Below are 10,015 nucleotides of genomic sequence, written 5' to 3'. Positions count from 1 at the left end.
GCCCTCGGCCATCGTGCTCGTGCTGTTCGCCCTTGGCGCCGCCGTGCTGGAGGGGCCGTTTGCCGAACGGGTGATCGACAGCCTGAAGCTCGTCGCGGTGGCGATCGTGGCCCACGCGGTGTGGGGCATGGCGAAAAGCCTCTGCCCGGATCGCCTGCGGGCGGGCATCGCCCTGGTGGCGGTGTTCGTCGCTGCGCTGATGAGCGGGCCATGGGGGCAAGTGGTCGCCATTGCCCTGGGCGGGGTAATAGGGCTCGGGTGGTGCCGCGAGGATAGCGCTTCTGCGCAGAGAGAGCCTCTGGCCTTCGGCGTTTCTCGCCGAGCGAGTGGCCTGGCGCTTGGGATCTTCGCCGCTTTACTGGTGGTGCTGCCGCTGCTGGCGTCCTTTGGTGCCGGGTTCACCCTGATCGATGCCTTCTACCGCGCTGGCGCCTTGGTATTCGGCGGTGGCCACGTGGTGCTGCCGCTATTGAGTGCCGAGACGGTGCAGGCGGGCGTGATCGATGATAACGCCTTCATGGCAGGCTACGGCGCCGCCCAGGCCGTGCCCGGGCCGCTGTTCACCTTTGCGGCTTACCTGGGCGCGCTGTGGCCGGGCCTTCACATGGGTGTGGGCGCGGGGCTGGCGCTGGTGGCGATCTTTGCGCCGGGCTTGTTGCTGCTGGTCGGCGTGCTGCCGTTCTGGAATCGCTTGCGCCGCTGGGCGCGCGCCCGGGCGTTTTTGGGCGGCGTCAATGCGGCGGTGGTAGGGATTCTGGCGCTGGCGCTGTTCGACCCGGTGTGGCGCAGCGCGGTGTTCACGCCACTCGACTTTGCGCTGGCACTGTCAGGGTTTCTGCTGCTGTGCGTATGGGCGCTTCCGGCCTGGGCGGTGGTGATCCTGATGGTGCTGGGGAGTCTCGTGCTGGGCGGCGCTTTCTGAATGGAAGCGCCATGAAAAACGCCCCGCGAAGGCGAGGCGTTGGTATCTTCTGGCGGCAGACGCTTTGACTATGGCGCCTCCAGCTCTAGTGTTCGGCGCAGGACGTTGAGTTCGTCCATGTCCAGGTGCTCGAGCCTTCCGGCGAGCAGGTCGCTGATCTTCTGGACGGGAAGGCCTGCCCGACGGGCGATTTCGCGGCTTCCCAAATCCGATACGGCGATCAACCGTGCAATGATACGCATCAGGCGCGTACGTTTTTCAAGTTCCCTGACATCGAGGTCAGGGCTGCTTCGCGGAGGGTCCAGCGTTTCTGCGCGAGCAGTCGAGTATGCCGTACTCATGTGACTCCATGGGTCTGAAATGACAGCTACACAATGCCGCTAACGAAGGCGCTTTTCAATGCCTGGGCGAAGGAAAATTTCGTCCCGGCGAGCCAGCCCCTAACCGGGCGCGCTCTGGTAGACTATGCGCCTTCAAATTCAGCTAAGCCTTGCGGCTTTTTTCGTCAGGAAACGGTTTGAGGCCTCTGGCCGAGGAGCGAATAGATGTCCGGTAGCGCACCCAAGGTGGGCGTGATCATGGGGTCGAAATCCGACTGGCCCGTCATGGAACACGCCGTCAACATGCTCGAGCGATTAGGCGTCGCCTACGAAACCCGCGTGGTCTCCGCCCACCGCACACCGGACCTGCTGTTCGAGTACGCCAAGAGCGCGGCCGAGCGCGGGCTTGCGGTGATCGTCGCCGGCGCCGGGGGCGCGGCACACCTGCCGGGCATGGTGGCCTCGCAGACGGCGCTGCCGGTACTTGGCGTGCCGGTGGAGTCCAAGGCGCTCAAGGGACTCGATTCGCTGCTGTCGATCGCCCAGATGCCCGGCGGCATCGCCGTGGGAACGCTGGCCATCGGCAAGGCCGGCGCCACCAACGCAGGCCTTCTGGCGGCCCAGATCGTCGGGCTTCAGGACCGCGCGGTGCGCGAGGCGATCGAAGCGTTTCGCCACGAGCAGACCCAGCTGGTGCTGGACAACCCGGACCCGCGGCCCGACAGCGACAAGGCCTGAGGAGGCGACGATGAACATTGGCGTACTGGGGGCCGGCCAGCTCGGCCGGATGCTGGCCCTGGCGGGCTATCCGCTGGGCAACCGCTTCACCTTTCTGGATACCACGGGCAGCCCGAGCGTGGGCCTTGGCGAGGTCATCGTCGACCCCAACAACCAGCAGCTGGCGGCGTTTCTCGACAAGGTCGACGTGGTCACCTACGAGTTCGAGCACCTGCCGGTCGCGCTGGTGGAGGAGATCGAGCGGGTGAAGCCGGTCTACCCCTCGAGCCGGGCGATCGCGGTGTGCCAGAACCGGGTGGAGGAGAAGGCGCTGTTCGATCGCCTCGGTATTCCCACCCCGGCCTACCGCGTCGTCGAAAGTGCCGAGGCGCTGGCCGACGCGGCCCGCGAGCTCGGCTGCCCGGTGGTCGCCAAGTCGGTCACTGAGGGGTACGACGGCAAGGGTCAGGCAGTGCTTTCCTCTGCCGAGCAGGCCTCTGATGCCTGGGCTTCGATCGGCCATCCCCGTCTGATCGTCGAGGCCTTCGTCGACTTCGTGCGCGAGGTGTCGATCATCGCGGTGCGCGGGCGCGACGGCGAAGTGGTGTTCTACCCGATGGCGGAGAACCAGCACGAGGGTGGCATTCTGCGCTACTCCGTGGCGCCGCTGCCGGATCTGGACGAGAGCGTCCAGCAGACGGCGGACGGCTACATTCGCGCGCTGCTCGACGAGCTCGACTACGTCGGCGTGCTGGCGCTGGAGCTGTTCCAGACCCGCGACGGGGGGCTTCTCGCCAACGAGATGGCGCCGCGGGTCCACAACTCCGGCCACTGGACGATGGACGGCGCCGTCACCAGCCAGTTCGAGAACCACCTGCGCGCGGTGCAGGGGCTGCCGCTGGGTGCCACCGACGCCATCGCGCCGACCTGCATGGTCAACGTGATCGGCCGCGAGGGTGACAGCGCCGAACTTCTGGCCATTCCCCAGGCGCACCTGCACCGCTACGACAAGGAGGAGCGCGCCGGGCGCAAGCTTGCCCACATCAACGTGCTGGCCAACTCCCACGAAGAGCTTCTGAACAAGGTGCGCCGCTGCCAGGCCCTGCTCCCCGAGGCGCCGCCGGTTTCCTGGAGCTTCGCCTCTGAGAGTTGATTCCCTCCTCATGACCGCCTGCTTGCAGGCGGTTTTTTTAGGCTAATGATAAATCGCTTTGTGTCGATAAATACTATAAAACTGGCATATGGAAGCGAGTACTACAAAACTCGTACTTCTAACTTCGCTGAATTTTATGTGTGTCCATAAAACCAACTCATAAACGCACAGGGGCAGACTATGCCTTGGAAGTGGAAGCCCGAAGCCATCGCGGCCTATCACCTGGCGAGCGTGTCCGGTAAAGCCCTGACGCTCAGCGATCTCGAAATGGCGAAGGTAGGCCTGCTTTACAACAAGCTTTGGGTCCCGGTCGTCAGTGGCCTGGTGGTGGCGAGCTTGATGCTGGTGGCGATCTGGGAGGCCAATGACCCAGGACTGATGCTGAGGTGGCTGGCGATACTGGGCATCATTTCCCTGCTGCGGCTATGGCTGGCCTATCGATTCCATTACGCTAATCCCAATCCTCGTCACAAAGGATGGCTCTACACCTTCGCCCTGTGTGCCTTGGTGGCAGGCGCCGTCTGGGGCGCGGCGGGGGTACTGTTTTTCACACCCAACCATCCGGAGCAACTCGCCGCCGTCGCGTTTGCCATGGCCGGGGTCACCGGGGGCGGTACCAGTACGCTATCCTCCAACCGCTGGATCGCCATGGGCTTCGTGATCCAGGCGCTCGTGCCGCTGTCCGTGCTTTTCTGGATCGAAGGCACTTTGGTCTCCCGAACCTTTGGCGCCATGGTGGTGATCTACCTGGGGCTGATGATGACCACCAGCGCCCAATTGAACCGTATCATTCACGACAACTTCACCTTGAGGATCGGTATCCTCACCCGAGAGGCGCAGCTTCTGGAAAGCGAACGCCGCTATCGCTCCATTTTCGATCACTCCCCGTTCGGTGTGCTTCATTTCGACAAGGCCGGCACGATCACCGAGTGCAACGACGAGCTCGTGAAGATCCTGGGCATCGAGGCGGACCTGTTGATCGACTACCCGATGCTGGCGGCGTCAGCGGATCCACGGGTCGCTGAGGCGGTTCGCGATGCCCTGCGCGATGGCACAGGCTATTTCGAAGGCGTACTGGACCTCAAGGAGAACCTGCCGGGGACACCGCTTCGGGCGATCTTCAATAGCGTCAAGGACATCGATAACCAGGCGATCGGCGGCGTCGCCATCATCGAGGATTCCACCGAGCGCATGCGTCACGAGGCGATCATTCATCGCCAGGCGAACTACGACGCGCTGACGGATCTCCCCAATCGGCGCCTGTTCATGACGCGGTTGACGGCACTATGCGACGACGCCGCCAGCCACGAGCGCACCGGGGTACTGCTGTTTCTCGACATGGACCGATTCAAGCTGATCAACGATACCTTCGGCCACGCCGCCGGCGACGCCCTGCTGGTACAAGTGGCCGAGCGTTTGAGCAGTCATCTGAAGGATGACGACATGGCCGCTCGGCTCAGCGGAGACGAGTTCGTGATGCTGGTATTGATCAACCAGCCCCTGACCGAGGCGGCCGAAGCGCGGGCCCACCAACGGATGACCGAGCTGAAGGCCGCGCTGACCGGGCAGTATTCCCTGAACGACCAATGGGTGGAGGTGACGCCGAGCATGGGGTATACCTGCTTCAACGCTGTCGAATGTGATCATGCCGAGGTGCTCAGGCAGGCGGACCTGGCGATGTACCAGGCCAAGGCAGCGGGCCGCGCCCGGCTTAGCCGCTATCAGTCAGAGATGGAGAGGGGGGCGGGAGAGGGTGGCCACCCGACTGCCTGACCTACATCGCCCACCGACCGCTGATCACGACCCAGAGCGCAATGACGGCGAAGTGCGCCGGGTACCAGGCAAGCCACATCTTGCGTGGCATGGCCTTGAATACCGGTGGAATCTTCTGGGAGGCGCCGGCTGCCAGAAGTAGTACCACCAAACAGGTGGCGACGGTAAAGGACTTGGCCATGTCCGAGGCGTTCATCTGACCCGCGATCCAAAGAAGCGGAAACGCGGCCAAGCCCGCCCAGAGCCTTGAGATCAGTGCGTCTCGAGTTTCGCTGAGCGCGTGCATGGCAAACATAAACAGCGGAATCAACAACAGCCCGTTATGGCCGTACTCCACCCAGAACCCGAGCAGATACCAGACGGTGACCAGCCCTGCGGTGCCCATCAGCAGCCAGCCAAAGTTCAGGGTCTGGCGCAGGTAGTGTTGCCAGCCCAGGCGTACCAGCGCTCCCAGGGCCAGGCCACTTGCCAGGGTAAAGCAGACATTGAGCACGAACGCATCGCTTACCCGCGGCATCATCATGTAAGGCACCTGGGCAGCGATACCGATGACCATCACCCGACGGGCGTAGCGCAGGGGGTTTCGCGTATTGAAGAGCCCGTGCCAGGCCACCATGGCGGCAAACAGGGGAAAGGCAATGCGCCCGATCGAAGAGCCTGCCCAGCTCAGGTCCCAGTCGCTTGGCAGCACGTAGCGCACCAGATGGTCGATGGTCATCGTGACCAGTGCAAGCCACTGCCCCCAGGCGGTCCAGTGGGACGAGGGGCGCTCGTCGGCGCGCGGCGCCGATACCGGCGCGGCGGTCGATCGTGCGGGGGCGTCCGATGGATTCGTCATAAAACCTCCTTGTCTTTCATGACCTGAGCGTTGGATCAGACTGGCACCGGGCACGTGAGTTCATCCCGGCGTCGCCCCACTATACCGCAACCCAAACGAAAACCCCCGGCGAAGGCCGGGGGTTCGTGGCATTGTTACTAAAAGCATTGCCGCTCGAGGCTCACTCGGCGCCGAAGTAGCGCTCGTAGATCTCGTCGTAGGTGCCGTTCTCCTGGAGTGTGGCCAGGGCCTCGTTGAAGCGCTCGGCGAGCGCCTCGTCACGCTGGCGGAAGGCGATGCCGAAACCGTCGCCGAAGTACTCCTTGGGCTCGCTGATCCGCTCGCCGACTTCCTTGTACTCGCCGTCGTTGCCCTCGATCAGCGTGTAGTGGCCGATCGGGAAGTCGAGGAAGACGATGTCCAGGCGCTGGGCGTCCATGTCGAGCACCATGTCGTCGGCGGTGGCGTAGCGGCTGATGTCGGCGACGCTGCCGAAGTTGTCGGTCACGTAGTTGTCCTGCAGCGTGCCGCGCTGGACACCGATGGTCATGCCGTCGAGAGTCTCTTCGTTGGCTTCGTCGATATCGAGGCTTTGCGGCGCGAACCAGGCCGAGGGCATGGTGATGTAGGGGTCAGAGAACAGCACCTGACGACGGCGCTCTTCATTGATGGTCATCGAGGACATGATGGCGTCGTAGTTGCGTGACATCAGCCCCGGGATGATGCCGTCCCACTCCTGCTCGACCCACTCGCAGCTCACGCCGATCTCCTCGCACAGCGCATTGCCCAGATCGATGTCGAAGCCGGTCAGCTCGCCGTCGGCGCTGCGGTACTCCATGGGCTCGTAAGGAATGTCCACACCGATGCGGACGTTGTCGTAGTCCCGCGCTTGAGCGGAGGAGGCGGCGGCCACGGCCAGGCCCAGAACGGAAAGCGTCAGAATTCTTTTCATTGGAAGTTCTCCTTGAGTATGCGGGGACACGTACGTGATCCTCTCTAAACTAACCTACCCAAGCGTTGACGAAAAGAGCAGGGCGCGTCTAAACCAACGTTCGTTTGATCGCCCTGCTGCTTGTTCCTGTCTCGGCTAGTGGGAAAGCGGCTTCAAGTGCGCCAGCAAGCGCTTTTCGAGCTGGCGGAACACGAACAGGATGGCAAAGGTCATGCAAAGGTAGATCGCCGCCACGAACAAGAACGCATCGAACGGGGCGTAGAAGCGCGCATAGACGAAGCGCGCGGCGCCGGTCAGATCGGTGAGCGTCACGACACTCGCGATGGCGCTGGCGTGCAGCATGAAGATCACCTCGTTGCCGTAGGAGGGCAGCGCACGGCGAAAGGCGCTCGGCAGGATGATGCGCCGCATCATCAGGGAGGGCGACATGCCGTAGGCCTTGGCCGCCTCGATTTCGCCTTGCGACGTTGCCTTGATCGCACCCCGGAAGATCTCGGTGGTATAGGCGGCAGTATTGAGGGTGAAGGCGATCAGCGCAGGATAGAACGCCTCGCGCAGGATCGGCCACAGAAACGTCTCCTGAATGCCGTCGAAGAACACTACGCCGTAGTAGATGATGTAGAGCTGGATCAGAAGCGGCGTGCCGCGAAACACGTAGGTATAGGCGTACACCGGCAGGCTGATCCACTTGTGCCGGGAGCTTCGCAGAATGGCCAGCGGCACTGCCAGCAAGAGCCCCGCCAGCAGGGATAGAAACACCAGCTGCGTGGTGGTGACGAACCCGTCCCAGTAGTAGCCGAGCGTATTGGGCGTGAAGATGGCATTGCCTTCAAGCCACTCGAACATCCAGGTGGTGATATCCATGGTCACTGTCCCCCGAAGCCGACGTTATAACGTTTTTGCAGCTGCGCGAAGATCCACTCCGAGACGCTCGCTATCAACAGGTACACCGCCGCTACCGGCAGCAGGAAAACGAAGGGTTCGTGGGTGGCGCGCGACGCCTCGGCGGCCACGCGTACCATGTCGGTCAGCCCGATCACCGAGACCAGCGCTGTGGTCTTCAAGAGCACCATCCAGTTGTTGGAGAGCCCGGGCAGGGCGTGGCGCATCATCTGCGGAAAGCGTACGCGGCGAAACAGCAGGGCGTTGCTCATGCCGTAGGCCTTGCCCGCCTCGATCTGGCCTTCGTCGACGGCCATGAAGGCGCCGCGAAAGGTCTCGCCCATGTAGGCCCCGAAGATGAAACCGATGGTCAGCACCCCGGCGGCGAAGGCGTTGAAGTTGATGTAGAGGTCGATGTCGAAGTGGTCGTAGAGCATGTCGCTGATCATGTTGACGCCGATCTGGCCGCCGAAGAACAGCAGCATCATCAGCACCAGATCCGGCACGCCGCGAATGACCGTGGTATAGAGTGTGGCGACTCTATGAAGAAGCCAGCTACGCGACATCTTGGCGGTGGCGGTGAGCAAGCCCAGCACGACTGCCAGCAGAAGTGACAGAATCGCCAGCTGCACCGTGACGCCGGCGCCCTCGATCAGCCGTGGGCCGTAGCCCTGCAAATCCAGCATGGTGTGCCTCGCGAAATCAGTATTTGGGAGCCAGGAACTGCTTGAGCCGGGGCGAGGTGGGGTTTCTCAGCACCTCCTCTGGCGTGCCGGCCTCCTCGATCAGGCCTTGGTGCAGGTAGATCACCTTGCTCGACACGTCTCGCGCGAAGCCCATCTCGTGGGTCACCACCACCATGGTGCGTCCTTCATTGGCGAGATCGCGCATCACCTTGAGCACATCGCCCACGAGCTCCGGGTCGAGCGCCGAGGTAGGCTCGTCGAACAGCATCACCTCCGGGTCCATGGCCAAGGCGCGCGCGATGGCGCCGCGCTGCTGCTGACCGCCGGACATCTGCGCTGGATAGGCGTTGGCACGGGCGGTCAGGCCCACCCGCTCGAGCAGCGCGTAGGCGTGCTCGATGGCCTCCTTCTTCGACTGGCCCAGCACGTGCACCGGTGCTTCGATGATGTTCTCCAGAAGCGTCATGTGCGCCCACAGGTTGAAGCCCTGGAACACCATCGAGAGCTTGGCGCGCATCTTGACCACCTGGCGACGGTCCGCTGGCTCGCGGCCGTGGCGGGTCACCTTGAAGCGCACCGGCTCGCCGTGGACGATCAGGTCACCGTCGTCGGGCTGCTCGAGCAGGTTCATGCAGCGCAGGAAGGTACTCTTGCCCGAACCGGACGCACCGATCAGGGTGATCACGTCCCCCTTGTGCGCTTTTAGTGAAAGACCCTTGAGAACTTCTGTATCCCCGAAGCGCTTTTTGATGTTGCGCACTTCAAGAGGCGTAGGCGTTGCGGCCATAACTAGGCTCCAGAGCAAGGTTGCCGCACTGGCAACCGATGAAAAACACGGACGTCACAGGCGGCTGGCGCGAAAAAAAGGGGCGATTCTATCAGGCCTTATGCCCGACATGCTCGTTCTTATGCAAATGTGCTGGCTCATCAATGCTCCAACCGATATGCCAGACACTGCCCCTTGCTTGTTTTTGTTGATGAAACGCCATTGTAAGCCGCTCGATGCTCATTTCTCCACCGGGCTCACCAGCAGCGCGGCCCGCGCGCCTATTTCCACCCGGGCGTTGGGAAACACCACGCGCAGCGGCGTCTCGCCCACCACGAAGTCGCCCGCCTGGGCGTCGCTGGCAAGCTTGGTGCCCGGCGCGAAGGGAGTGAAGTTCGCCACGTCTTCGGCAAAGCACAGCGTGAAATCCTCGCAGGTGCGCAAGAGTTCGTGCTCGACGCGAAAGAAGGCGAGGGGGGCCGTCGAGCTCGACGCGGGAAGTTCCCCGGCGCCGAGGGTCGCGATCAGCGCGAGCATGGGAGCCAGCGCTGCCAGATCGTTATGGCCGAAGGGAGCGACGCGGCCCAGCTCGAAGGTGAAGGCCTGGGCGCCGTGGTAGTGGCGACTGTAGTGGGAGAACGTGTGGCTGTGCTGATGCTGGTGCAGCACCGCCTGCATGTCGGCACCGGCCAGCCACGCCCACTGGCGCGCCTCGGTGGAGGTATCGCTGAAAGGCTCCACCACGAAGCGCGGGTAGAGGCTCTGGCGAATCGCCGTGTGCAGATCGTAGTGCAGGCGGGCGCGCCCGGCGTTGCGCGCGAAGAAGGCGTCCACCTCGGCCATCAGCAACCGCGCCCGGTCCGGTTCGTCGCCGTCACGGTCTAACTCGCGAAAAAACAATCGGTTGAGATTGGTCGTGACGAATCGGGTCTGCGCCTTCAAGGCGGGTATATTGCCCAGAATCACCAGTACCGGCGCACCCAGGCGCTGTGTGCCCGCTTCCAGCGCACACAGCCACTGCCCGAGC

11 protein-coding genes are annotated in these 10,015 nt (G+C 63.2%); 4 read left to right on the top strand and 7 right to left on the bottom strand.

What is annotated here, in order from left to right:
* Positions 1–922, top strand: a 922-nt coding sequence (chrA, locus tag BIS11_RS04595; RefSeq protein WP_253585773.1) for a chromate efflux transporter, incomplete at its 5' end; no start/stop codon positions are given.
* A 68-nt stretch (positions 923–990) separates the two neighbouring features.
* On the opposite strand, the gene BIS11_RS18545 is transcribed toward chrA, so the two are convergent.
* Complete coding sequence (locus BIS11_RS18545; protein WP_301282870.1) at positions 991–1,263, bottom strand: XRE family transcriptional regulator; 273 nt, start codon at positions 1,261–1,263, stop codon at positions 991–993.
* Between the two features lie 204 nt (positions 1,264–1,467).
* On the opposite strand from BIS11_RS18545, the gene purE reads away from it, so the two are divergent.
* The 3 genes from purE (at position 1,468) to BIS11_RS18540 (ending at position 4,885) form a co-directional block, all read left to right on the top strand.
* Positions 1,468–1,980, top strand: coding sequence for a 5-(carboxyamino)imidazole ribonucleotide mutase (gene purE, locus BIS11_RS04585; RefSeq protein WP_253419269.1), 513 nt, complete (start codon positions 1,468–1,470; stop codon positions 1,978–1,980).
* Positions 1,981–1,990: 10 nt separating this feature from the next.
* A complete protein-coding gene (locus tag BIS11_RS04580) occupies positions 1,991–3,112 on the top strand; it encodes a 5-(carboxyamino)imidazole ribonucleotide synthase (RefSeq protein ID WP_253419273.1) in 1,122 nt (373 codons plus the stop codon).
* A 180-nt stretch (positions 3,113–3,292) separates the two neighbouring features.
* Entirely contained in the window at positions 3,293–4,885 is a 1,593-nt protein-coding gene (locus BIS11_RS18540) for a sensor domain-containing diguanylate cyclase (protein ID WP_301282871.1), read from the top strand.
* 1 nt (position 4,886) lies between these two features.
* Here the strand turns inward: BIS11_RS18540 and BIS11_RS04570 are convergent, their stop codons facing one another.
* The 6 genes from BIS11_RS04570 to BIS11_RS04545 all read right to left on the bottom strand — a co-directional run.
* Positions 4,887–5,723, bottom strand: a complete 837-nt coding sequence (locus tag BIS11_RS04570; RefSeq protein ID WP_253419275.1) for a TraX family protein — start codon at positions 5,721–5,723, stop codon at positions 4,887–4,889.
* 160 nt (positions 5,724–5,883) lie between these two features.
* Positions 5,884–6,654 (bottom strand): transporter substrate-binding domain-containing protein, encoded by a 771-nt coding sequence (locus BIS11_RS04565; RefSeq protein ID WP_253419278.1) that lies wholly within the window; start codon positions 6,652–6,654, stop codon positions 5,884–5,886.
* Between the two features lie 135 nt (positions 6,655–6,789).
* Positions 6,790–7,518: an ABC transporter permease gene (locus BIS11_RS04560; protein ID WP_253419281.1), complete on the bottom strand. Its 729-nt coding sequence runs from the start codon at positions 7,516–7,518 to the stop codon at positions 6,790–6,792.
* 2 nt (positions 7,519–7,520) lie between these two features.
* Entirely contained in the window at positions 7,521–8,222 is a 702-nt protein-coding gene (locus BIS11_RS04555) for an ABC transporter permease (RefSeq protein ID WP_253419284.1), read from the bottom strand.
* Positions 8,223–8,238: 16 nt separating this feature from the next.
* On the bottom strand, positions 8,239–9,009 hold the full coding sequence (locus tag BIS11_RS04550; protein ID WP_253419286.1) for an ABC transporter ATP-binding protein: 771 nt from the start codon (positions 9,007–9,009) through the stop codon (positions 8,239–8,241).
* 219 nt (positions 9,010–9,228) lie between these two features.
* Positions 9,229–10,015: succinylglutamate desuccinylase (locus BIS11_RS04545; RefSeq protein ID WP_253585772.1), on the bottom strand; the 787-nt coding region annotated here is incomplete at its 5' end.

Source organism: Halomonas sp. 707D4 (assembly GCF_024158685.1).
Classification (GTDB): domain Bacteria; phylum Pseudomonadota; class Gammaproteobacteria; order Pseudomonadales; family Halomonadaceae; genus Vreelandella.
This window is presented reverse-complemented; position numbering and strand designations above follow the sequence as displayed.

What these genes read in the sequence shown, in the direction of transcription:
- BIS11_RS18545 (WP_301282870.1), bottom strand. Translation starts at nt 1,263, where the DNA reads ATGAGTACGGCATACTCGACTGCTCGCGCAGAAACGCTGGACCCTCCG.
- purE (WP_253419269.1), top strand. Translation starts at nt 1,468, where the DNA reads ATGTCCGGTAGCGCACCCAAGGTGGGCGTGATCATGGGGTCGAAATCC.
- BIS11_RS04580 (WP_253419273.1), top strand. Translation starts at nt 1,991, where the DNA reads ATGAACATTGGCGTACTGGGGGCCGGCCAGCTCGGCCGGATGCTGGCC.
- BIS11_RS18540 (WP_301282871.1), top strand. Translation starts at nt 3,293, where the DNA reads ATGCCTTGGAAGTGGAAGCCCGAAGCCATCGCGGCCTATCACCTGGCG.
- BIS11_RS04570 (WP_253419275.1), bottom strand. Translation starts at nt 5,723, where the DNA reads ATGACGAATCCATCGGACGCCCCCGCACGATCGACCGCCGCGCCGGTA.
- BIS11_RS04565 (WP_253419278.1), bottom strand. Translation starts at nt 6,654, where the DNA reads ATGAAAAGAATTCTGACGCTTTCCGTTCTGGGCCTGGCCGTGGCCGCC.
- BIS11_RS04560 (WP_253419281.1), bottom strand. Translation starts at nt 7,518, where the DNA reads ATGGATATCACCACCTGGATGTTCGAGTGGCTTGAAGGCAATGCCATC.
- BIS11_RS04555 (WP_253419284.1), bottom strand. Translation starts at nt 8,222, where the DNA reads ATGCTGGATTTGCAGGGCTACGGCCCACGGCTGATCGAGGGCGCCGGC.
- BIS11_RS04550 (WP_253419286.1), bottom strand. Translation starts at nt 9,009, where the DNA reads ATGGCCGCAACGCCTACGCCTCTTGAAGTGCGCAACATCAAAAAGCGC.